Source organism: Paenibacillus validus NBRC 15382, from assembly GCF_004000985.1.
Lineage (GTDB): Bacteria > Bacillota > Bacilli > Paenibacillales > NBRC-103111 > Paenibacillus_G > Paenibacillus_G validus.
Genome location: NZ_BIMH01000029.1, coordinates 19,507 through 42,536, shown reverse-complemented (window position 1 = coordinate 42,536; position 23,030 = coordinate 19,507). Strand labels below are relative to the sequence as shown.

General features: G+C 55.0%; 16 protein-coding genes. 10 read left to right on the top strand and 6 right to left on the bottom strand.

Translation table 11 applies throughout. The annotated features are described in order from the left end of the window. Window positions 1–76: 76 nt before the first annotated feature. The 5 genes from PVA01S_RS17600 to PVA01S_RS17580 all read left to right on the top strand — a co-directional run bounded on the left by PVA01S_RS17600 (window position 77) and on the right by PVA01S_RS17580 (window position 7,187). Window positions 77–3,325, top strand: a complete 3,249-nt coding sequence (locus PVA01S_RS17600; RefSeq protein WP_244932984.1) for an FG-GAP repeat domain-containing protein — start codon at window positions 77–79, stop codon at window positions 3,323–3,325. Window positions 3,326–3,477: 152 nt separating this feature from the next. Continuing rightward, window positions 3,478–3,729, top strand: coding sequence for an acyl carrier protein (locus PVA01S_RS17595; protein WP_054798620.1), 252 nt, complete (start codon window positions 3,478–3,480; stop codon window positions 3,727–3,729). 6 nt (window positions 3,730–3,735) lie between these two features. Next, the gene (locus PVA01S_RS17590) at window positions 3,736–4,932 is read left to right on the top strand and encodes a class-II aminoacyl-tRNA synthetase family protein (protein ID WP_127608694.1); all 1,197 of its coding nucleotides are present in this window, start codon (window positions 3,736–3,738) and stop codon (window positions 4,930–4,932) included. Between the two features lie 6 nt (window positions 4,933–4,938). Next, complete coding sequence (locus PVA01S_RS17585; RefSeq protein ID WP_230876369.1) at window positions 4,939–5,868, top strand: hypothetical protein; 930 nt, start codon at window positions 4,939–4,941, stop codon at window positions 5,866–5,868. Window positions 5,869–6,035: 167 nt separating this feature from the next. Beyond that, window positions 6,036–7,187 (top strand): MBOAT family O-acyltransferase, encoded by a 1,152-nt coding sequence (locus tag PVA01S_RS17580; RefSeq protein WP_127608693.1) that lies wholly within the window; start codon window positions 6,036–6,038, stop codon window positions 7,185–7,187. Window positions 7,188–7,293: 106 nt separating this feature from the next. Here PVA01S_RS17580 and PVA01S_RS26970 read toward each other — a convergent pair whose 3' ends face one another. Continuing rightward, a complete protein-coding gene (locus PVA01S_RS26970) occupies window positions 7,294–7,512 on the bottom strand; it encodes a hypothetical protein (RefSeq protein WP_174817595.1) in 219 nt (72 codons plus the stop codon). Window positions 7,513–8,203: 691 nt separating this feature from the next. On the opposite strand from PVA01S_RS26970, the gene PVA01S_RS17570 reads away from it, so the two are divergent. After that, a complete protein-coding gene (locus PVA01S_RS17570; RefSeq protein WP_127608692.1) occupies window positions 8,204–9,172 on the top strand; it encodes a sugar phosphate isomerase/epimerase family protein in 969 nt (322 codons plus the stop codon). Between the two features lie 197 nt (window positions 9,173–9,369). Further along, window positions 9,370–10,560, top strand: coding sequence for a transposase (locus PVA01S_RS17565; RefSeq protein ID WP_127608710.1), 1,191 nt, complete (start codon window positions 9,370–9,372; stop codon window positions 10,558–10,560). Window positions 10,561–10,872: 312 nt separating this feature from the next. On the opposite strand, the gene PVA01S_RS17560 is transcribed toward PVA01S_RS17565, so the two are convergent. Then, window positions 10,873–11,085 (bottom strand): DUF2759 family protein, encoded by a 213-nt coding sequence (locus tag PVA01S_RS17560; protein WP_127608691.1) that lies wholly within the window; start codon window positions 11,083–11,085, stop codon window positions 10,873–10,875. A gap of 319 nt (window positions 11,086–11,404) precedes the next feature. Between PVA01S_RS17560 and PVA01S_RS17555 the strand changes: the two genes are divergently transcribed. Next, window positions 11,405–13,027 (top strand): nitrite/sulfite reductase, encoded by a 1,623-nt coding sequence (locus tag PVA01S_RS17555; RefSeq protein WP_127608690.1) that lies wholly within the window; start codon window positions 11,405–11,407, stop codon window positions 13,025–13,027. Between the two features lie 198 nt (window positions 13,028–13,225). Here the strand turns inward: PVA01S_RS17555 and uvrA are convergent, their stop codons facing one another. Further along, window positions 13,226–16,108 (bottom strand): excinuclease ABC subunit UvrA, encoded by a 2,883-nt coding sequence (uvrA, locus tag PVA01S_RS17550; protein ID WP_127608689.1) that lies wholly within the window; start codon window positions 16,106–16,108, stop codon window positions 13,226–13,228. Between the two features lie 23 nt (window positions 16,109–16,131). Further along, complete coding sequence (gene uvrB, locus PVA01S_RS17545) at window positions 16,132–18,129, bottom strand: excinuclease ABC subunit UvrB (protein ID WP_127608688.1); 1,998 nt, start codon at window positions 18,127–18,129, stop codon at window positions 16,132–16,134. A 269-nt stretch (window positions 18,130–18,398) separates the two neighbouring features. Here uvrB and PVA01S_RS17540 point away from each other — a divergent pair, with 269 nt between their 5' ends. Continuing rightward, window positions 18,399–19,187 (top strand): flagellar motor protein, encoded by a 789-nt coding sequence (locus PVA01S_RS17540; protein WP_127608687.1) that lies wholly within the window; start codon window positions 18,399–18,401, stop codon window positions 19,185–19,187. Beyond that, a complete protein-coding gene (locus PVA01S_RS17535; RefSeq protein ID WP_054798387.1) occupies window positions 19,174–19,938 on the top strand; it encodes a flagellar motor protein MotB in 765 nt (254 codons plus the stop codon). The genes PVA01S_RS17540 and PVA01S_RS17535 overlap by 14 nt, the downstream gene beginning before the upstream one ends. Before the next feature lie 147 nt (window positions 19,939–20,085). On the opposite strand, the gene PVA01S_RS17530 is transcribed toward PVA01S_RS17535, so the two are convergent. Both PVA01S_RS17530 and PVA01S_RS17525 read right to left on the bottom strand, forming a co-directional pair. After that, window positions 20,086–21,378, bottom strand: a complete 1,293-nt coding sequence (locus PVA01S_RS17530) for a PDZ domain-containing protein (protein WP_127608686.1) — start codon at window positions 21,376–21,378, stop codon at window positions 20,086–20,088. Window positions 21,379–21,526: 148 nt separating this feature from the next. Next, on the bottom strand, window positions 21,527–22,981 hold the full coding sequence (locus PVA01S_RS17525; RefSeq protein WP_127608709.1) for a S41 family peptidase: 1,455 nt from the start codon (window positions 22,979–22,981) through the stop codon (window positions 21,527–21,529). Window positions 22,982–23,030 lie beyond the last annotated feature (49 nt).

The following is a 23,030-nucleotide window of genomic DNA, read 5'->3' as shown; positions in this document are numbered from 1 at the left end:
AACACCCAATTTGTTGCTTACGGGCACGGCCGTCTGGGCCGGATCGCCTGCAAGCTGCCTTAATGAGGGATTTGTTTTGAAACGTACTCCTTTCCGCAAGTTGGTTGTAACCGCGCTCGGGCTGCTGCCGCTTGCGGTTCTTCTTGTTGTTCTGTTTGGCGGCGACAAAACGCTCGAGGTGCGCATGCTGTATGCGACGCAGGGCGATGCGTTCGACCCGGCCGCATATGGCCAGCTGCGCCAATCGCTGCTGGCCGGGCTCGTTCTCGAGAAGCAGGATCTCGCCCGTTTATCGGCGCGAAAGCTGCACGATTACGACACGATTTACCTGGACCCGTCCCTGCACCGGTCGTTAACGGATGCTCAGCGCCAGTCGCTTGAGGCTTACGTTCGGGGGGGCGGGCATTTGTTCCTTGAAAATGCGTTCGCCGCCGATTTCGAGCCCGCCTTTCTCGGCGCGGCTCGTCTGGTGGACGTGCCTGCGCCCGATCGCGAGGCGCTCCCGACAGCAGCAGGCGCCACCCTGTGGACGTATCCCGGCGTCGATGCCGATTTGCTCGGCATTCAGCAGGTGCTGCGCACGTTCGCCGATACGTTCTTCCGTCATGATACGGACGGCAGCTTGAGCCGTTTTTCTTGGGGCAAGGGCATGGTGCCTTCAACGGCCAAGACGCTTGTGGCGATGAACGGCATCTCGCTGTATACGGTGAACCGCTACGGAGAAGGCACCGTCTTCCTGAGCGGCACGCTGCTGCCCAACCGCTATTATTTAACCGGCTACGACTTGAGCAGCGGCATGGATCCGGCGCTTGGCTTCGATAAGCTGGCCGCCGAAGAGAATGCCGCGATCCGGCCGAAGACCGGCGCGCTTTATTTCGACCGCAGCCAGCTTCCCGTGGAACCGTACTTTCATTTTACGTTCTCGGCGGGCAATGCGCTGATGCGCACCGAATACGCCGCTTACATATCCAAGCTGAAGCTTGGTTACAGCGTGAAGAAGACGCTCGGCCCGTATGGGCGGCCTGCGATGGCGCATCAGAATCATTTTGAGGCGATGGAGGCCATTCGCGACGGGGAAGGCATCCAATGGGCGGAATTGCTGAAGAAGCATCAGCAGATCCCGTCGTTCTCGCTCGTCCGTTCCGCGTTCACGTGGGGGCGTTGGCAGGAATCCGTCGTCGTTCATCTGAACACGGGAACGAACGCGAAGCCCGCCTTCGCCGGCGAAACGCCGAACTCGTTCTACTCCAGCGGCACGCGGCTGCTGGCGGACGGCGCTCCGATCCGGCTGGCCGCGTACCCGGAGTACCGGTCGCTCGGCGATCCGATTACGCAGCCGGTGCGGGCGGTACCCGCGCTCGCCGATCTGACCGGCGACGGGCGGATCGATTTGGCCGTCGGCTCCAGCGACGGCGGATTGTATCTGTACCCCGGCCTCACGGCCGGCGAGGCCCATCCGGCGCAGGCGCTCCCTGCAGGGCAGGCGCCGCCGCTCAGCTTCGGTCCGCGCGAGCCGCTCCGCGACACCGGCGGCGCTCCGCTGACCGCAGGCGGTCCGTACGCTGGTGTCGCAGCGTACGATCTTAACGCCGACGGCCGGCCGGATCTGCTGATCGGCCGGGCCGACGGCACGCTCGCCGTCGCTTACGGCGCAGCCGGCGGCCGGTTCACCGCGCCCGCTCCGCTGCTTGGCGGCGGGCAGCCGATTCGCGCCGCTGCACCGCTGGCGGCGGCCGTCGGTGACGTCACCGGAGACGGCATCCCCGACCTTGTGGTCGGGGGTGGCGATGGTGCGGTGACGCTGTTTGCCGGCGCGCGGGGGACCGGCGGCGTGCCCGGGTTCGGGCGCGGGCAGGCGCTGTTCCGGCTGCCCGCGGCGTTCGCTGCGCCGTCCGTCCGCGACATGGACGGCGACGGACGCGCCGACCTCGTCGTCGGCGGCCTGGAAGGCGACCTGCGCGTCTACGTGCAGCAGACGGACGCCGCAGGCGCCATGACGTGGCGCGATGCCGGCGTCGTGGAAGGCGCGACCGTGAATCAGCTGGGCAACCATGCGCTTGTCGGCGGCCATAACGCCGTTCCGCTGTGGGCGGATCTGAACGGCGACGGCTTGGACGACCTGGTCGTCGGGCAGCTCGAATTCAGCGCCCCTTATCCCATCGACGAGCCCGGCTTTCCTTACAAGGAACAGCTCGCCGAGTTTATTCACTATAGTGCGGAACATCGACTGGAGTTGTACCCGCATCTTTTCTTTCACCAATATACAAGCGACGCGCAGGAGAAGCAGGAAATCGCCCTGCACCGGCAGGCGTTCGACAAGCTCGGCATCCCATGGAAACAGACCGGCACGAACCAGCATACGTGGCGCATCAACAACCCGGCGCGAACGCAGACGTTTACGAACGAACGGGAAGCGGACATTTGGTTTAACTTCGGCTTCAAGCCTTCGTTCATCAAAGCCGATCCGCGGCTCGGCGTCGAATACAACTGGGGGCTGCCCTTCCTGATGACCGACTCCGGCGGCGCGCCGGATCTGAAGCAGCCGATGATGCTCTACACGCCGGCGCCCGTGCTGCGGACAGACCCGAACACGTCGACGAAAGACTTGTTCGAAGCCTATGTCGCGAACGACATGCCGATCGATTATTTCGAGCATATCGAGTACCATTTTCCGCTGCGCGTGAACGAGCTGCTGGAATTCGTTCAATATTTGGACGAGCTGCGCACAGCGCATAACTATAATTTTATGACGGAACCGCAAATGGCCCGTACGTTCATGAACGCGATGACGACCGATGTGAAACTGCACCGCTCCTGGATGGACGCCGTGACCCTGCGGTTGAACAGGATGCTCGGCCTGCCGGCCGACCCGCGGTTCACGGCAACGCCGGACACGGCTTCCGTACCTGAACAGGCGGCGGAATACCGCGGCACGCTCGGCCTCGTCGTCGAGCCGGGCAGCGCGTACACCGGCCGGCAGCCGACGACGCACGCCGACGTGCGCGATCTGCGCGGCGGCAAACTCTACTTCGGCGCGCCGGGGCCGACGGAAGTGCGCTTCGTCAAGCCGGACACGGCCGCGGCGGACACCGCGCCTCTGCACATGCAGCGCGTGAACGTGCCGTACGTGCTGAAAGCGGCCCCGGGCCGCTGGACGCTGCGGCTCGACGCGGCAGGCATGCAGCAGGTGAAGCTGCAAAGCGCGAAGCCGCTTGTCATCGAAGGGCCGGATGCGGACGTTCGGCATGACGCAGCAGACGGCACATACACGGTCACGCATTACGGCGACCCTGTAGAGCTGACGATTACTTGGAGCGAGCCGTAGTCCGGCGCTTGATCGGTCGCCCGCTCCAAGGACCGGTAATTCGGCGCATCCATAGCGCATCATGGTTCGATCATTCAACAATCGACTGTTGACGTTCCAACGTTCCAACGTCCCTGTTTCGTTAAAGCTACAATTCTTGAGGAGGCTTCCCCATGCAAGAACTGCTTGAAGAGCTGGAATCGCATATCAAAAGCCGCTACGACATCGCCGATGACGACGACGACTTCACGGTTGACGTTCATCTGTTCGACTACGGCTTTATCGATTCCATCGGCGCGACCGCGTTGATCGCGCATATTGAGAAGACGTACGGCATCCAAGTGACGCCGCAAGATCTCATGCTGCATCCTATGAACACTGTTCGGGAAATCGCATCGTTCATTCATCTCAAGAAGGCGAGGTAACGCAAGGTGGAATGTATCGTATCCCTGGAGGGCCTTGCCCCCAGCCAACACGGACAAGTGAAATACGCCGCTTCGTTCATAGACGAGACGATCTCGGACATTCGGCTCGAAGGCACGACCCTTCGCATCGTACACGAATCTCCGAAAGGCAACGGCGCGATCGAAGATCGCGTCCGCAAGCTGATCGACCGTTTCTCTCAAGGGGACTTCGGCTTTAAGGAAAATATTCTTTTCGAACACAAAACCGTTACCCCGTACGAGCAGGACATTATCGCCGAGCTCGCCGCCAAGAAGATCATCAAGGTGCTGGAGCCGGGCCTGTTCATATTCCGCGAGCCGTTCTCGAGCTTGATGCGCTTCTTCGACTACAGCTTCGTGTCCAAGATCGCCAGCCGCTTCGAAGGCGTCACCACGGAAGAATATCCGGCCGTCATTCACGCCGACTCGCTGAACAAAACGAACCATTTCACTTCGTTCCCGGAGCACATTCATTTTCTGACTCACCTGCGGGAGGATTTGGACATCATCGAAGCGTTCTCCCAAGCGGTCCGCGACAACGGCGGTTGGCAGCACGACGCGCCGCTGGACCTGAACGCCAACATGCCGAAGCCGAAGTTCACAATGAACCCTTCGACATGCTACCACTGCTACGAAGGACTGCAGAACGAGACGCTCGATGGCGATGGCGTCGTGGTCACGGCAATCTCCAAATGCCATCGCTTCGAATCGCGCAACCATACCGATTTCGGGCGTTTGCTCGACTTCAGCATGCGCGAGATCATCTTCGTCGGCAAACCGGAGTTCGTGAAGGAGAACCGACTTCGCGCTATCGAATATTTGAAAGAGCTGGCCGTCGAATGGAACGTGGACAGCGTGATGGAAATCGCCAACGACCCGTTCTTCACGAACGATTTCCAGGTAAAGGCTTCGTTCCAACGCAATCAAGAGATGAAATACGAGCTCAGACTGACCATTCCGCATATTAAGAAATCGATCGCCTGCAGCTCGGTCAATTTCCACAGCAATACGTTCGGCAACGCCTTTAATATCAAAACGGGCAAGCGTCCCGCCGTCACCGGCTGCGTCGGCTTCGGCATCGAGCGGTGGACGTTCGCTTTCCTGGCCCAATACGGACTGGACGAGTCTGAGTGGCCGGCTGCGTTCCGCGAGCAATATCACGCTTGGCAGCTAAAATCGGTCTAACGCGTTATGATGTCAAAGACATTCGCCCTGTTACGCAAAAACAGCTTCGTGCTGCTGCTGCTCGCCGCTTTCGTGCTGTCGGATCTCCTGATCTCGTATTGGGATCCGATGGTGACGTCGCGGCGTTTTTACAAAAACGACTTTACCAAATCTTTATATCATCACGGGTGGCAGAATCACGGACCGGTCTTCTACGGCAATTCGGCGGTCACCGGCGCTTACATCGAGCAAGATTCCAGATCCAAGCTGATCGAGATGGGCTTGTCCTATGGCAAGCTGACCGATCTGAAGGCGATTCTCGAGCAAGGACGCTTTCACGTCGAAGACCAGCTCGTCATCGGGATTGACGTTCATACGATGCTCGATATTTTGGAGACGGACCCGACCTACCCGTGGTTCAAACCGTGGTACCAGCCGTACGTCTACGCATACCGCGATTACTTCCGCGACTCGGGCACGGAGGCCGTCCGGCAGCTCTACAAGGGCATCACCCGGCTCGACGCCGCCGAACTGACCCGCTACGAGCCCCGCTGGATTGACAAAGAGCTGTACTTCGGCCGCATCGAAGCGGACAAGCTGAAGGCCAAGGAGGCCGATTACGACCGCCGATTCGGCTGGGTCTCGCAGCACGAGTACAAGGACAATCTGGCGGCGCTCGATTGGATCATCCGGTATGCCCAATCCCAAAGCTTGCCGCTGCGGGTCGTCTGGATGCCTTGGAATCGCGATTACGCGCTGCCCCGTTACATGCCGGGACTGCAGCAGGACGTTAACGCCCGCTTGCAGGCGGCCGGCGTTCCGACGCTCGATCTGCTGACCGCGTACGATCCGAAATATATGCACGACTTGGTTCACTTGAGCCGTCAAGAAGGCGCGCCCGTGTTTACGAAGGAGGTGGACGCGTGGCTCGATTCGCTCGCCAAATCATCGAAGTGATTGTGTATTTGGCCATGCTCGTCTTGGTTCTCGTTTATTTTACCGGCAAAGGGCTGTTCATCTACGAAGGTTTCTAACCGAGGGGGAGGCAGTCCAAGCTTCCGGTCTGCAACCAGCGCCTTCCCGAAATGCACGCAGCCGCGCCCCGCGCGCTTGGAGGATTATACATGTGGTACTTGAATATGAACGCCGTGATCGCCATCATCGGCATGGTGCTGGTGCTTGCGCTCACCCGCCGCTGGCCGGGCAACAAGCGATACTTGCTGCTGGCGTTCAATCTATGCTTTCTGTTCGTTTTTAGCCAGAAGCTGTTCGTCTTCTATCTCGTTTACACCGCCTTGAATTACTTGGCGTTTCTTTGGCTGTGCCGGACCACGAGATGGCGTCGTACCACGTTCGTGCTGCTCATCGCAGCCAACGTAGCAGCCGTCTGCTCGCTCCGGCTGTTCGGCATGGAGCTGTTCACGCATCCGCTGTTCGACGCCGTCATAGCCCTCGGACTGATTTACAACGTGCTGAAGGTGATCGACGCCCTTTACTTTGCGTACTTCATCGGGAAAGAAGCCCGCACTAAGGCGCTGGATTATTTTAACTATATTTTGTTCATTCCGACCTTCACGTCCGGCCCTATCTTGAAATTCCGCGATTTCATGGCCGATACGAAACAGCCCTATCAGGTGGACGCAGCGCAAACCGAGGAGAACGTCAAGCGCATCATCTTGGGGATGTTCAAAAAGATCGTGCTGGTCACCTGGATGACTGACGTGTTCAATCACGTGTCGGCGCAGGAGCTGCACACACACCAGTCGCTGTTCTTGATGGTGTGGTTCTACGCGCTCATCTTCTTCGACTTCTCGGGGTACTCGGATATCGCCGTCGGCTTCGGGCGACTGATGGGCTACAACATCCCGGAGAACTTCAAGAAGCCGTTCCAATCGCCTACGCTCACGCAGTATTGGCGCAACTGGCACGCCACGCTGGGCGACTGGTTCCGTGATCACATCTTCATGTTCGTCTCGCGCCAAACGCCGACCAAATGGACCGCAGCCGGTCTCTCCCTGCTCGTCATGGTGATGATCGGCCTGTGGCACGGGTTCAGCTGGCTGTACGTACTGTGGGGCGTCTACCACGGGCTGCTGCTTGGGCTGGAAAACTTGCTCGGCTACACGACCGTCAACAAACGCAAAGTATCGCGCGCCTATTTCTACGGTCGCTGTGCGTTGACGCAGCTGTTCGTGACGGCCGCCGTCATCGTCTACAGCGGCAATAGCGAAGCCGTCTATAAGATTTACCGCGGCTTGGCAAACTGGCCGTGGTAACCCCCTCCAGGCACGATACGCCAATAAAAAGCAGCGTCTTCCGGAACCGTCAACCGAGCGCTGCTTTTTATTCTTTTTTTTCCCTACTCTTATATTTATTCCCCGTTTAACTGGCGTCGGACTGCCGCACTTGGCGCTCCTGCCGCTCCGGTCTTTCAATTAAGTCTAACCCGGCAGATTGCACCGCGCATTGAACTTGATTTCCATTCAATTGAAGCATCAGTTCGCCAACCGGCTGGTATACGCTATTGCCATCCATCTTATGAATATGTACGCTGCCGGACTTGAGATTAATGTTCAACGACAGCTGGTCGGGCAGCTCCACTAAACAATGAAACTTTTTAAAGCTGTTTGGGAAACGTAGCCACGTGCCTGTAACAGTTTCTACGATTTGTGTGTCCTTCATTCTTATTATACGAACCACCCTCTCTTTAAAAAGTGTGATGATCTAAGCTGCCCTTTGCGAAGACATTTTCCATTATAAGTCAAAGGTGTTACAAAGTAACGGGAACACTGTCGAGCGTTTTGTCGAAACCGAAAATCTTTCGAAAAAGTTTTCGATAGCGGTTTTGAAGCCTGTCTTCCTTCACTTTCTTCATTTGTTGAAGATCATCATTTGATGCTGGCAGGAGGGATTCACTTCCGTAAGATCCATTTAAGAATGATTTTCATTCTCTTTTAGACAAAATTTTCACCATTCATCGACATGTAGGCGGTCTGTTTGTGTTTAGTCACTTTTGCAGCACCTTAACAGCTTCCAAAACTACGTGCTGTTCTGGCAATCCGTTTCCGTTGCAGGTATCATCATGGCGCTGATCGGCGGACAAAGACCGATAGCCGTTCTTACTTTTGGGTACACTGTTAGGGATAATCGCCATCCTGTCTGATAGAACCGGATGGCTTGCCTTGTTCACGAAAACTGACACTTTAAGACCAGGCCGACTAATGGTATAATTCTGGTTGAATTGTTGTTTGTACACGCGTACATTTAGATTTCCATCATTCGGAGGTGTCTTATGAAGTTAGGGGTTTTTACGGTCTTGTTTCAACAAAAACCGCTGGAGGAAGCGCTCGATCTGATCGCCGCGCAAGGACTTGAAGCGGTCGAAATCGGCACCGGCGCTTGGCCGGGCAATTCGCACTGCGATCCGGACGTTCTGCTCTCGGACGATAGCAAGCTGAAAGCATTCAAGCATGCAGTTGAGTCCCGCGGACTAACGATTAGCGCGCTGAGCTGTCACGGAAACCCGCTGCACCCGCAGAAAGCCGTCGCCAAAGATTACCATGATACGATTATCAAAACGGTCGACCTCGCGCAGCGGCTCGAAGTGCCGGTCGTCAACACATTCTCCGGTTGTCCCGGCGACTCCGAGGACGCGAAATATCCGAACTGGCCGGTCGCCCCTTGGCCGCCTGAATTTCAAGAGATTTTGGATTGGCAATGGACCAACAAGGTGATTCCGTACTGGACGGAAACGGGGAAATACGCTTCCGACCGCGGCATCAAATTCGGCTTGGAGCTGCACGGAGGCTTTTCCGTACATACACCGGCTACCTTGCTTCGTCTGCGTGAAGCGGCAGGCGACGTCATCGGCGCCAACCTTGATCCGAGCCATATGTGGTGGCAGGGTATAGATCCGGTACAGGCGGTGCAAATTCTCGGCCGCGCCGGAGCGATTCACCACTTCCATGCGAAAGATACGACGATTGATCCGATCAACGTTAATCGCTACGGCTTAACTGATATGCAGCCTTACACGAATATGCTCGACCGCGCTTGGCAGTTCCGCACCGTCGGGTATGGCCATGATATCAAAACCTGGGCTGACATCATCAGCGCTTTGCGCCTCGTCGGTTACGACTATGTCGTCAGCATCGAGCATGAAGACGGCCTGATGTCCGTTGAAGAAGGCTTCACCAAAGCGGTCCAAAACTTGCAGCAAGTGCTGATCAAAGAACCGCTCGGCCAAATGTGGTGGGTGTAAGCAGCAGAAAACAAGGGGCTGTCCCAAAGCCATGAACATGGCTGAGGGATACCCCTTGTTTTACTTTTTAAACGAGCGTTTTGCAATAATCCAAGGCCTTGATTTGTAAGGATTTTCGGACATAAAAAAGGGACTTCACCCCAACTTGGAGAAGTTTTCAAGTGACCAAACAAGAAAACTTAAGGAGTGAAGTCACGATGTATATTCTTCAAGAAAGCTTGTTTTCCTTCGAGGAATTGCTAAAAATGCAGTCAAAAGAGCGATTGCCAATCTTCTTTAGCTCACTGGATCTCAGACCCTATGCCAAGGAATTAAGAAGCCGTTCACCCCGAGGCGCCGACGGACATTGCAGACAGGGCATTTTACGTGCGCTTCTGGCCGCCCCTCTTGAAGGAATCGCTACCTTAACGGCTTTGCATCATCGGTTGAGCACGGACCTTCGGTTCCGCTATCAGTGCGGACTTTCGCTTGATCGGGAAGCTCCATCCATCTCCACACTCAGCCGTGTGTTTGCCGACATCACGAAAAAGGAACTGGCCAAGCGGCTGTTTGAGGATCTGGTTGCCCACCTCAGGCAAGAAGGTGTTCTGGACGGCAGCCACGTGGCGATTGACAGCACCGCCATCCGTGCGTACGAGAGAAAGCAACCCAAGCGAAAAAGCGAACAGACCGGCAATGCCAACTGGGGAGCGAAACTCGATTCGTTCGGCAACAAGATCACCTGGTTTGGGTACAAACTCCATCTGGCGGTCGATACGAAAAGCGAATTGCCGCTTGCGCTGGAAGTCACGCCTGCACATGTCAATGACGGAGAGAAGGCGCCGGGCCTGATTGAGCAAGTCGCATCCAGAACCGCTCCGAGGTTTTTCATGCTGGACGCAGGCTATGATCAGTTGAAGGTTTACGAAGCCGCGCGAAACGTCAAGGCTCAAGCCATCATACCGCTCAACCTCAGGCGCGAGAAGGAACCGCCTGCCGGCATGCTGTCCAATGGGACGCCATGCTGTTCCATGGGCTATGCCATGACGTACTGGGGAGCGGACGGCGACATCCTGAAGTTTCGCTGTCCGCACGCAACCGGCAAAGTCGACTGCCCGCTTGGCATGGCCGCTTGCTCGTCCTCGAATTATGGCATGGTCGTGAAAGTGGACGTCAAGGAAGACCTCCGGCGGTACTGCCATCCACATCGGGATACCAAACGCTGGAAAGCACTTTACAATGAGCGAACGAGCGTTGAGCGCTGCAATGCGCGACTGAAATGCTCTTTGACAGCAGATGCCTTGCATGTGCGCGGGATCGAGAAAGTAACAACTCACCTGTATCTGAACGCCATCGTTCTGCTTGCATCTGCAGTAGCCGCATCTCGCTTGGCAAAAGCGGTCGCTTAAAAACGAGCGTTTCCCGAAAATTCTGCAGGTCTGCCCATTTTCATGCCCAATAAACTCCAATTACACATTTTTAAACGTTAAAGCCAGGAATTAACTGCTGCTAGTTGAGGATTCCCTATGAAGCTGGCTTCAAAACGAAATTATGCAAAAGGCTCAAACAAATAGCCAAGCTCCAAGAGAAGCCGAGTCAGCCTTGGCTGTGTTTGAAATTTTCGAGGATGCCTACAAGAAAGAGGCTGCCCTTAAGCAGATTTCTGCTTTTGGGACAGCCTCTTGTTGGGTTTCGCGCTTATTTGAATGGAATCGGGGGCCTTACATCCCCATCCAGCCTTTGATCATGATAAAATCCATGAATCCAAAGACTAGCAGCGCCACTACTCCGAAACCGATGGCAAATAGATTTTTCTTAGGGGCTGCCAGCTGCCGGAGCACACCGATGGCGATAATGATCGTAATCAGAAGTACGAACGGATCGAACCAAGTAAATGTGCTTGCGGTTTTTGCTGCCTCTTCAGCCAAAAACATGGAGAGACCTCCTTCTATATACAGAAATGCTTATACTAATCTTAGCTTGACTCGCTGCGAGTTGCAAGCGAATTATCCGGAACGATATTTCCAAAGCTGCGAATTCCATAGATATGTAACAAGATTGTCAACATTTTCTGAAGGCCCGCCGGGTCGATCAAAGTATAATACAAACCCGCATTAATTATAATAAATCGTTATAGCGTTGTTCATCGCAAACGATTTACTCGACCTCTTAAAAGTGTTACTATAAGTGTAGTTTATTTTTCACACCAGTTTGATCGGAATTATTTCCACACGTCAAGGAGGAGCATACACCATGGCCTATGAAGCTATTTGGGCGGCCGATACGTCCAAATTAAACAAAATGGAACTCGTAAAGTTGGAGAAAGACGGTCTTGACGTCATCCGCACTATCATCGAAAAATACGCTCACGAGGGTTACAGCTCGATTACCCCGGATGATATGAATCTGTTTAAATGGGCTGGCGTCTATGAGCAAAAGCCGAAAGACGGTCACTTCATGATGCGTGTCCGCGTGCCTTCCGGTATCATGACAACCGCTCAAGCACGTGCTATGGCGGACATCGCCAGAGATTACGGCCGCAACCTGGTGGACGTTACGACTCGTCAAGCCATTCAATTCCACTGGCTGACTGTCGAGCAGCTGCCGGACATTTTCAACCGTCTGGAAAAAGTCGGCCTCTATTCTTATGAAGCATGCGGTGACTGCCCGCGTACCATTGTCGGCAACCCGCTGGCCGGTATCGACAAAGACGAGCTGTTCGACACAACGGCGCTGGTTAACGAAGTCAACGATTTCTTCTTGTTGAACCGTGATTTCTCAAATCTGCCGCGCAAATATAAAATGTCCATTTCTTCTAATATTTATAACTCCGGCCATGCCGAAATTCAATGCTTGGCATTTACACCGGCATCCAAAGTGATTGACGGTCAAGAAGTGCTTGGCTTCCATGCATGGGTTGGCGGCGGTTTGTCCGCGAAGCCTCACCTTGCGAAAAAACTTGACTTGTTCGTTCGTCCAGAGGAAGTATTGAAAGTCGCGATCGGCGTCACAACGATCTTCCGTGATTACGGTTACCGCGAGAAGCGCCATCATGCCCGTCTGAAATTCCTCGTAGCCGATTGGGGTCCAGAGAAATTCAAAGAAAAGCTGGTTGAAGTCATCGGCGAAATGCCTTCGCTTGGCGAAGATCGAGTCGTTGGCTGGACAGCAGCCTATTTCGATGGCGTGCACAAGCAAAAACAAGAAGGCTTGAACTATATCGGCCTTAGCGTTCCGGTTGGCCGCTTGAGCGGCGATGAGTTATCCGAATTGGCCGAAATCGCCGATACTTACGGCGACGGACATATCCGGACAACCGTATCGCAAAACATCATTATCTCAGGAGTTAAGGACGAGAACGTCGATAAAGCGTTGGCTGCCAAAGTGCTGGAGCGCTTGACGCCGAACCCGAAACACTTCATGAGCCGTACGGTATCCTGTACGGGCAACGAGTTCTGTAATTTGGCCGTCGTTGAGACGAAAGAGCGGGCTCGTGCCGTTGCTGAATATTTGGACAAAAATGTTGAACTCGATGAAGAAGTGCGCATTCACTTCATCGGCTGCCCGAACGCATGCGGTCAGAAGCACATCGCCGATATCGGTTTGCAGGGCGCTTTGGTGAAGACGCCGGAAGGCATGGTCGATGCATTCGATCTATCGGTTGGCGGTATTCTTGGACCTGGCGCAAAATTCAACGAGACGTTGAAAGGCCGCGTGAAAGGCGATCAAGTAGGTCCGGTTCTGGAACAATTAATCCTGTTCTTCAAAGAAAACCGCGGTCCGGAAGAATCGTTCCATCAATTCGTCGGTCGTGTCGGCGTTCAAGCCTTCCAAGAAAAATTGACTTCGATTCTTGCCGAAATCGCATACGTATAATACCGTTAGTTAAAAAGCACGGGTTTGCTTCTTAGGAAGCGAGCCCGTGCTTTTTCTTAAGATGTGGACACCTTGTCCAGACGATCTCCGTCCGCGCGGAGCAACCATACTCTAGCCTTCGAGAGAAGCGAATAAAGGACGGATCGCCCGGCTGTTGCCGTTCAATCCGTCCCTTCCAACAGACGACAGGTGGCTTTGCTAAACCGCTGCATCCTCCAACGCCTTCAGACGTTTGAAGTAATCCTCGGATCGGGCCTTATCCCGCTCAAGGATCGGCTTTAAGTACTTGCCGGTATAAGAGCCCTCTACTTTCACGATATCCTCCGGCGTTCCCGTAGCGACAATCATGCCGCCGCGGCTTCCGCCTTCCGGTCCCAAGTCAATGATGTAGTCGGCGGTCTTGATCACATCCAGGTTATGTTCGATGACCAATACGGAGTCTCCGTTCTCTACCAACCGGTGCAGCACTTTCAACAAACGGTCGATATCGTCGATATGCAGGCCGGTCGTCGGTTCATCCAAGATGTAGATCGTCTTCCCTGTGCTGCGGCGATACAGTTCCGCCGCCAGCTTGACGCGCTGTGCTTCACCGCCGGAGAGTGTCGTCGCCGGTTGTCCCAAGTTCATATAGCCGAGACCCACATCAAGCAGCGTCTGCAGCTTGCGATGAATGCGCGGAATGTTTTTGAAAAACTCGCAGGCGTCTTCAATGGTCATCTCGAGCACTTCCGCAATGCTCTTCCCTTTATATTTCACTTCGAGCGTCTCGCGGTTGTAACGTTTGCCCTTACAAATCTCGCAAGGCACGTATACATCCGGCAGGAAGTGCATCTCGATTTTGATGATGCCGTCGCCTCGACAAGCTTCGCAGCGCCCGCCCTTCACGTTAAAGCTGAAACGGCCCTTCTTATAACCCCGCACCTTCGCTTCGGTTGTATTCGAGTACACATCGCGAATATCGTCGAATACGCCCGTATACGTGGCCGGGTTAGAACGTGGAGTACGCCCGATCGGCGATTGATCGATGTTGATGACTTTGTCGACATGCTCCAGGCCTCTAAATTCCTTATATTCGCCGGGCTTTACCTTTGCCCCGTTCAGTTCTTTGGCAAGCGTCTTATACAGGAGCTCGTTAATTAGTGTACTCTTGCCCGAGCCGGAAACTCCCGTCACACAGCTGAACACGCCGAGCGGAAATTTCACGTTCACGCCGCGCAGGTTGTTCTCTTTGGCTCCGCGGATTTCGAGCCACTTGTCGCCCGGCTTACGGCGCTCTGCCGCGATCGGGATGAACTTACGACCGCTCAAGTATTGACCGGTGAGCGAATTCGCATCTTCCATAACTTCCTGCGGCGTGCCTTGGGCGATCACCATCCCGCCGTGTATACCCGCGCCAGGACCGATATCGATGATATAATCAGCCGCCAGCATCGTATCCTCGTCATGCTCGACGACGATCAACGTATTGCCGAGGTCGCGCATATGCTCGAGCGTCTGAATCAGACGGTCATTGTCGCGCTGGTGAAGCCCGATGCTCGGCTCATCCAGAATGTATAGTACACCCATCAGACTGGAACCGATTTGCGTCGCCAGCCTGATCCGCTGCGCCTCGCCTCCTGACAACGTGCCAGCCGCCCGGTTCATGGCTAAATAATCCAACCCTACGTTAACTAAAAACCCGAGACGCGATTTAATTTCTTTGAGAATCAAATGTGCGATCGTCATCTCCCGTTCGTTCAAGGTCAGCGAATCGAACCATTCATGCGCCTCCCCGATCGACAACGAAGTGACGTGCGCGATGTTCTTGCCGTTGATCGTTACGGCGAGCGTCTCCGGCTTTAAACGGTGCCCTTTACACTTGGCGCAAGGCTTGGCGCTCATATACTGCTCGATGTGCTCGCGAATGCCTTCGGAGAACGTCTCGCGATAACGGCGCTCCAAGTTATTCACGATGCCTTCGAAGGCGACCATCGCTTCCTTCTTATGCCCGAAGTCGTTCTCGTATTTGAACTTCACTTTCTCGCCGCCCGTACCGTTCAGCAGCTTCTGCATCTGCTCTTTCGTCAGCTCCGATACCGGCACGTTCTGCGGGATGTTATAGTGCTCGCATACCGCGGCCAGAAACTGAGGGTAGTAGTTCGACGTGCTGCCCGCCCAAGCTTCGAATGCACCGTCTTCAATCGTGAGCTTCGGGTTCGGAACGAGCAGGTCCGGGTCAACGATCATCTTCTGTCCGAGACCGTCGCACTCCGGACAAGCCCCGAACGGGCTGTTGAAGGAAAACATCCGCGGCGCCAGCTCCTCGATGCTGAATCCGCATTCGGGGCAAGCCAGGTTTTGGCTGAACAACAGTTCTTCCTTCTCCATGACGTCTACGATCACTCGACCGTCCGCCAGCTTCAACGCGGTCTCCAGCGAGTCCGCCAAGCGCGTCTGAACGTCGTCCTTCACGACGATCCGGTCGACAACCACTTCAATGTTATGCTTTTTGTTCTTCTCAAGCTCGATCGTTTCGGACAAGTCGCGAATTTCGCCATTCACGCGGACCCGGACAAAGCCCTGCTTCTGAATGTCGGCGAGCAGCTTCGAATGCTCGCCCTTCCGGCCCGACACGAGCGGCGCCAAAATTTGCAGTCTCGTCCGCTCCGGGTACTCCATAATCCGGTCAACCATCTGCTCAACGGTTTGCGACGTAATCTCGATACCGTGCTGCGGACAATGCGGACGCCCTACACGTGCGAACAGCAAGCGCAGGTAATCATAAATTTCCGTCACCGTACCGACGGTTGAACGAGGGTTGCGGCTCGTCGTCTTCTGATCGATCGATATTGCCGGCGACAAGCCTTCGATCGAATCGACATCCGGTTTATCCATTTGACCAAGAAACTGCCGCGCATAGGCCGAGAGCGATTCGACATACCGCCGCTGCCCTTCGGCGTAGATCGTATCGAAGGCCAAGGACGATTTGCCGGAACCGCTCAAGCCCGTCAGCACGACGAATTTGTCGCGCGGGATGGTGACATCGATATTTTTCAAATTGTGGGCTCTGGCGCCCTTGATGACGATATTGTCTCTGGCCACTCGTTCTCCCATCCTCTCTTTCGTTACAGCTCGGCCTTCATCTCCAGAATGGCGTCGCGCAGCTCTGCGGCACGTTCAAACTGCAGGTTTTTGGCGGCTTCCTTCATCTCTTGCTCCAATCTTTCGATCAACGACATACGGTCTTTCTTCGACATCTTGGCTCCCTTGACGTCTGCCAAGTAGTCGGCCTTCTGCTCCGCAACCTTTGTCGCTTCGATGACGTCGCGCACTTTCTTCTGTATCGTCTGCGGCGTAATGCCGTGTTTTTCGTTGTAAGCCATTTGAATGGCGCGGCGCCGGTTCGTCTCGGTAATCGCTTTGTTCATCGAATCGGTCATTTTGTCACCGTACATGATGACCCGGCCGTTTGCATTACGCGCCGCGCGCCCGATCGTCTGGATGAGCGAGCGCTCCGCGCGCAGGAAACCTTCCTTGTCGGCGTCGAGAATCGCCACCAACGAGACTTCGGGCAAGTCGAGACCTTCCCGCAGCAGGTTGATCCCGACCAGCACATGGAAGACGCCTAAACGCAGGTCACGCAAAATTTGCATTCGTTCGAACGTCTTGATTTCCGAGTGCAAATACCGCACTTTGACGCCGATCTCTTTAAAATAGTCCGTCAAATCCTCGGACATCTTCTTCGTCAGCGTCGTCACCAGCACCCGCTCGTCCTTCTTGATGCGATCCTGGATTTCTCCGAGCAGATCGTCGATTTGTCCCTTCGTCGGCCGCACCTCGATGATCGGATCGAGCAATCCTGTCGGGCGAATGATTTGTTCCACCATCTGCGGACACTTCTCGATCTCATACGGGCCTGGCGTCGCGGAGATATACACGATCTGGTTGATTTTCTTTTCGAATTCCTCAAAGCGCAGCGGACGGTTATCCAGCGCCGACGGCAGACGGAAACCGTGCTCGACCAGCACTTCTTTCCTGGCGCGGTCGCCGTTGTACATCGCCCGGATTTGCGGCAGCGTCACATGCGACTCGTCGATCATGATCAGCATGTCGTCCGGGAAATAGTCGAACAGCGTGTAAGGAGTCGCTCCGCGTTCGCGGAACGTCAGCGGTCCGGAGTAGTTCTCGATCCCCGAACAAAAGCCCATCTCCTGCATCATCTCGATATCATAACGGGTGCGTTGTTCCAACCGCTGCGCCTCCAAGAGCTTGCCCTGTCCGCGCAGCTCGGCCAGCCGCTCCTCCAGCTCCCGCTCAATGTTCACGAGCGCCACCTTCATCGTATCCTCGTGGGTCACGAAGTGGGAGGCCGGGAAAATCGCAATATGGTCGCGTTCGCCGATGATTTCGCCGGTCAGCACATCGATTTCCGTAATCCGTTCGATCTCGTCGCCGAACAGCTCGACGCGCACCGCCTGTTCCCCCCGCGAAGCCGGGAAGATTTCGATCACGTCGCCGCGGACGCGGAACGTGCCGCGGATAAAGTTCATATCGTTGCGCTGGTACTGGATGTCGATCAGCCGGTGCAAAATGTCGTTGCGCGAACGCTCCATTCCGACCCGCAGCGACAGCAGCAAATTGCGGTACTCCATCGGCGATCCGAGGCCGTAGATGCACGAAACGCTAGCCACTACGATGACGTCGCGGCGTTCGAACAACGAGCTGGTCGCCGAGTGGCGGAGCTTATCGATCTCGTCGTTGATGCTCGAATCCTTCTCGATGAACGTATCCGAGGAAGGAATGTACGCTTCCGGCTGGTAATAATCGTAATAGCTTACGAAATATTCCACTGCATTATGTGGAAAAAACTCCTTCAGCTCACTGCACAACTGCGCGGCCAAGGTTTTGTTATGCGCGATCAGCAGCGTCGGACGGTTCAGTTGAGCAATGACATGCGCGGCTGTAAACGTCTTCCCCGTTCCCGTCGCACCTAGCAGCGTCTGGTGCTTCTGTCCCGAGCGGATGCTCGATACCAGCATCTCGATCGCGTTCGGCTGATCCCCTTGAGGCGTATAGTCCGATACGAGCTGGAACTTCTTATCGCTTATGGTTACTTCGCTCATCTCATCACCCATTCATGAAAAGAGTGGAAATCTTCTAAAGTTTCGGTTACCGGATTCCGATAAAAAGGTAGGCCATCTATGTGCGTAGCTTCGACTCCGTTCGACTGCGTTCCTGTAATAGGAATATTTGTTCCCATACATTATACCTTTTTTCCGTTTCTGTTGCAAACGAACCCATTCGTCTTCCGTTCATTCCGAACGGATATTCCAATGACAAGCGACAGGTGACTGCCGTTATTCATATTTGAATCTCTAGGGGTGGAACGAAAGTGGATTTGATGACAATCATCGGGATCATCATCGGTATTGGAGGATTAATTGGCGGTTATATGATGGATGGCGGACATATTTCCGCGCTCTTCGTCCCAAGCTCCATGCTGATTATAGCGGGCGGCACGATCGGCGCCGTGCTTGTCAGCTTTCCGTTAAAACAAATTAAAGATATTGGCAAGGCGCTGAACATGGCCTTTCGCGAGAAGAAACAAGACCCGGGGCAAGTTATCGAGGAGCTCGTCGATATGGCGACCGTAGCCAGACGCGAAGGCGTCCTCGCTCTGGAGCAGCGTGCTCAAGAGAATGAGAATCCGTTCCTGCGGGACGGCTTGATGATGGTGGTCGACGGGACCGATCCCGAACTGACCCGCCAAATTTTGGAGCTGGAGATCGACGCTCTTGAAAATCACCACGAAGGCTGGGCCAAAATGTTCGAAGCCGCCGGCGGTTACGCCCCTACTATGGGGATCATCGGTACGGTAATGGGCTTGATTCATGTGCTCGGCAATTTGGATGACCCGGGAAGCTTGGGACCGGCAATCGCAGTCGCCTTTACGGCCACCTTGTACGGCGTAGGTTCCGCCAACCTCATTTTGCTGCCAATTGCAAGCAAAATCAAAGTTCGCAGCGCGGAGCAGGTCGCCGAAATGGAATTGATGCTGGAAGGGATACTAGCTCTGCAAGCGGGTGAAAATCCGCAATTGATTAAGAAAAAGTTGAGTTCTTTCCTCCTTCAAGATCACATTAAAGGCGAGAGCGCAGGTGAACCCGGTGGCGAGGAATAGGAGAAAGAAGCAGGCCGCGCCTCCCAATCACGAGCGCTGGCTGCTCAGCTACGCGGACTTTATTACACTCGTCCTGATTTTCTTCATCATCATGTATGCCATGAGCAAGATCGATGTTCAGAAATACGAAGTGCTGGCGAAAGCGTTGAAAATGGAATTCATGAAAGCCGATACGATTATGCCGCAGGGCCAAGGCATCATGGGTGCCGCAAACCCGTCCGCGGGCGGCGAGGACAACAAGACAGAGCAGGAACAGAATGATAACGCGGAGACCGGGAAGGAAGAACAGCAGCAGCGGGAAAAACAGCTGGAAGACCTGCTTCAGAAAGTGCAGGCCTATATTCAGGAAAACAACCTGCAAGCGCAAATATCCGCGGCAAATACGCCTCGCGGCGTAGCGGTCACCTTGAACGACTTGTTCCTATTCGATCTCGGGAAAGCCGACCTGAAGCCGGGAGCCTTGCCGATCTTGAACCAATTGGCAAGCTTGTTTCCTACTCTGCACGCGGTCATCAGTATTGAAGGACATACGGATGATTTGCCGCTGTCGACCGGCTCCGTGTATAAAGACAACTGGGGATTATCGCAAGCGCGTTCGTTGTCTGTCCTGCGCTACTTCGTCTATACCGCGCAGCTAGATCCGAAGAAGTTCGTCTCGACGTCTTATGCCGATACCCGGCCGGTGGCCGAAAACAACAGCGATGAGAATCGCGCGAAAAACCGCCGCGTTGAGATCGTTGTACTAAGGTAACGCCATCTATGCAAGGAGCCTGGGGCTTTCGCCTCAGGCTCTTTGTTGTGCAACCCGACGTTCGGGCGTTGGGCTGGTATCCGCATGGGCCGATCACGAAATCCCTATTCCGTGCCGAAATGTCCGGATTGTCGTGACGCCTGCCCCTTACATGCTCTTCGAATTTTTTTCATTGCGGAGTAATCCGATCAAACGGCGGCTCAAGTATGCCCAAATCGATACCTGCTTCTCCTCCACATAGTACAGCACATCTTGGTCGGGAGCGAGTATAATGCCGAGCTGATGATGCTCCCCCGAGTAAAGCGCCCGTTTCAAGAAGCGGTTCTCCAGCGCCCCATCGAGCACTTCCAATCGGCAGAACGCCGGATTCAATTGCATCGCCTGATGCAGCGCCTGCTTGCTGCGAACCGGAACCCCGTTCACCTTGCTGACGATCTCACCGGCTTTAAGGCCGAGCTCCTCGGCCGGACTGCCCGGCAGCACGGCTAATATTTTCAGCCCTTTGTCCGTGTGTACATAAATCGGGCGGCGGCGGCCTTCATCCCAACGGCTATACACAATCATCGCCTCATGGAGCAAAATCGCAAATAAGCTTGCCGTGAACGTTAGCACCGGCAGCCATGCGCTTAAAGCGGCCAGCCCCAGTAAAATTAGCGCATACAAGATCAGTAAATTGGAACCGATCCTCGCCTTGTCCTTCGGCAATCGCGAGATTGTCATCTCCGTAAATCCGATCATGACGGGAAACCCCACAATCGTCCAGCCGTTCTGCCACAGCTCGCCCCCAAGCAGCGGCGTCCACGGAAGCAAAGGCCCGCCCGCCGCTTGCTGCAGCGGGACGACGAGAAACAGCGCCATCGGCCAAAAGCCCTGCAGCTGGTAACCGCCGACGATTCTTCCGCGCTTCCCCTCGACAAACATCGGCATGCCGAGCCGCGTTCCTTGCTTCCTTACGTAGATCGCCTCGGCCAAATGCAAGATAGCGACGAGCGCCAGCATGGCCGGTATGTCCAGCGCGAAGAGCGGTTTCGTCAGCCAAGCCCAGTCATCCGACTGCCTCACACCCGGGATCGCCGACAGCACCACCTGAAGCATTCCGATGACACCGACCGCATACGCCCAGCATAAGTATCTGACGCGCACGATAACGAGCAGCAGCGAGACGATCCATAACAGCAAGACCGCCTCCTGTTGAACCGTTGCTCCGATGCCTGCCATCAATACCGAGACGCATAACCCCCCGACCCATCCCCATAACACGATTCGCCACGTCTCCGGCAGGAGAGCGTGCAGCTTCGTAGAGAACAGCCTGCGTTCCATCGCGATTTGTCTGCGGTATTGCAAAATAATAAAGAGGATGCCCACATAATAAAAAGGATGCAGGAATAGCTGTACGATCGCTTGCAGTCCCTGCCACCCTAAAGCCTGAACCCAATCCATGGCGCGCTCCTTTGATCTGAATCAGAATAGTCCCTGGTCAAAAAAGAAAGAAGGTCGAATTCCGAGCGACTCGGAACCGCCTTCTTAATCATTTCGACGCAGGGCCGGCTATTTCCTGCCGCTCTCCTGAAATTGGCAGACAATCCGGTTATTTCACCGCTTGCTGCATCGCCTCGACAGCCGCCTTCAGCTGCAGATCGTTCTTCGGATCGCGGATAGCTGTAAGAATCGCTTTCTCCAGCTTGTTCGCCGTCTCCTTATCAACCTCGCCGGTTACCGGCAAGCCGTTTGACCGCTGGAACGTTTTGACCGCTTGCGCCGTCTTGTCGCTGTAGTACCCGTCCGTTCGTTCCGGATTCAAGCCGAGCCCCTGCAGCATGACCTGCAAGTTTTTCACGTCTTCGTTGTTCGAATCGGGCTTCAACGTTTCTTTTTTCGTCAGAGGGGCCGCTTTGAAGTAAGCCGGCTGCTCGACGGCCAGATCGGGAGCAATACCCTTCTTGTGAATCCATGTGCCGTTCGGCGTCAACCATTTGTACACGGTCATCTTAATGTTACTGCCGTCACCCATCTCCTGCTCGAACGTAACCTGCACCGTGCCTTTGCCGAACGTCGTTTCGCCGATCAGCTTGCTGCCGACGGAATCGTGCAAAGCGCCGGCCAATATTTCCGAGGCGCTCGCACTGCCTTTATTAATCAGCACGGAAACCGGATAATTTTTGCCTGTGCCGTTCTCCGATTTCGTTTCTTCCCGAACACCCTTACGGTTCTCGATTTGTACAATCGTCTTGCCTTTCGGTATGAACGGCTCCACGATTTCGACGACGGCCGATAGCAGACCGCCCGGATCGTTGCGCACGTCGATGATCAGGCCCTTCATTCCCTTGCTCTCCAGGGCGGCCAGCTCTTCCTTAAAACGCGCCGACGTATTGCTCGAGAACTGCCGGATCTCGATCTTCCCGATATTGCCCGGCAGCATCTCGCCGAATACCGTCTCCACATCGATATCGTCACGCACCACGATCACCTGGATCGGGTCGCTCACGCCCGCACGAGCGACTTCCAGCTTTGCCTGCGTACCTTTCGGACCGCGGATTTTCATGATCGCCTGATTCAACGTCAAGCCGTCCAACTTCTCGCCGTTGACCGAAACGATCACGTCATTGGCGTGTAAGCCCGCCTTCTCGGCCGGCGAACCTTTGATCGGAGTCACGATCGTCACTTTGCCGTCTTCCGAGGTCACCTCCGCTCCAATCCCCTGGAAGGAAGAGGTGATATTCTCGTCGAATTGCTTCGCTTCGTTCTGATCCATGTACACCGTGAACGGGTCTTCCAGCGTTGCCAGCATGCCGTTGATGGCGCCATTCACGATTTTCTCGTGATCGACCTCGTTCAAGTACTTGCCGTTGATCAGCTGATACGTCGTCGCCAGTTTGTTGATATCCTTGCTGGTTAAGCCGGACTTCGCATCCGCAGCAGCCGCTCCGTTCCCGTTCTTCACCGCGGCGAAGATCGACGGGTTCACAATTGTCAGCGTCATGATGCTGCTTGCGAACATCGACAATAGTACAAAAGCCAATACCGTACGTCCCTTAAAAACCATGCCTCTCCCCACACCGCCTTTGCTGATCCCTAGTGCAACCGTTGCTTTG

Excerpts from the sequence above, each read along its gene's own strand:
- PVA01S_RS17565 (WP_127608710.1), top strand. The coding sequence starts at position 9,370 with ATGTATATTCTTCAAGAAAGCTTGTTTTCCTTCGAGGAATTGCTAAAA.
- PVA01S_RS17525 (WP_127608709.1), bottom strand. The coding sequence starts at position 22,981 with ATGGTTTTTAAGGGACGTACGGTATTGGCTTTTGTACTATTGTCGATG.
- PVA01S_RS17560 (WP_127608691.1), bottom strand. The coding sequence starts at position 11,085 with ATGTTTTTGGCTGAAGAGGCAGCAAAAACCGCAAGCACATTTACTTGG.
- PVA01S_RS17585 (WP_230876369.1), top strand. The coding sequence starts at position 4,939 with ATGATGTCAAAGACATTCGCCCTGTTACGCAAAAACAGCTTCGTGCTG.
- PVA01S_RS17555 (WP_127608690.1), top strand. The coding sequence starts at position 11,405 with ATGGCCTATGAAGCTATTTGGGCGGCCGATACGTCCAAATTAAACAAA.
- PVA01S_RS17530 (WP_127608686.1), bottom strand. The coding sequence starts at position 21,378 with ATGGATTGGGTTCAGGCTTTAGGGTGGCAGGGACTGCAAGCGATCGTA.
- PVA01S_RS17580 (WP_127608693.1), top strand. The coding sequence starts at position 6,036 with ATGTGGTACTTGAATATGAACGCCGTGATCGCCATCATCGGCATGGTG.
- PVA01S_RS17570 (WP_127608692.1), top strand. The coding sequence starts at position 8,204 with ATGAAGTTAGGGGTTTTTACGGTCTTGTTTCAACAAAAACCGCTGGAG.
- uvrB (WP_127608688.1), bottom strand. The coding sequence starts at position 18,129 with ATGAGCGAAGTAACCATAAGCGATAAGAAGTTCCAGCTCGTATCGGAC.
- PVA01S_RS17595 (WP_054798620.1), top strand. The coding sequence starts at position 3,478 with ATGCAAGAACTGCTTGAAGAGCTGGAATCGCATATCAAAAGCCGCTAC.